This is a genomic window from Bacillus sp. GbtcB14 (assembly GCF_019091205.1).
GTDB lineage: Bacteria > Bacillota > Bacilli > Bacillales > Bacillaceae_G > Bacillus_A > Bacillus_A cereus_AG.
In genome coordinates, this window is sequence record NZ_JAGXJT010000096.1 from 1 (window position 1) to 315 (window position 315).

Genomic DNA, 315 nt, shown 5'->3' on the forward strand with positions numbered 1-315 from the left:
CGTGTTCTCGCAACCCCGAAGGGACGAGGGGTATAACACTCCACACGAGGCAGTATCGTTACCTCCTATTATCAAGCTTTTATTTTACCCATCTTGATAAATTTATCGCAGCATTTACATCCCTATCGTGATGGCTATTGCATGGAACATAACGCCACTCACGTATTTTTAAACTCCACTGTCCTTCTGGTTGAACTGAATGGTCGTATTTCACTCCGCAACATGAGCGCGAACCATGTATCAGCTTTTACATACTCAATGCCATACTTCTCGCACTTGTATGATAAACATTGAAAGAAGAAGTTTAATTTTTGA

General features: G+C 41.3%; 1 pseudogene. It reads right to left on the reverse strand.

The window, feature by feature from the left end:
* Positions 1 to 79: 79 nt before the first annotated feature.
* A pseudogene (locus tag KVT31_RS29450) lies at positions 80 to 315 on the reverse strand (zinc ribbon domain-containing protein); the annotation flags it as partial.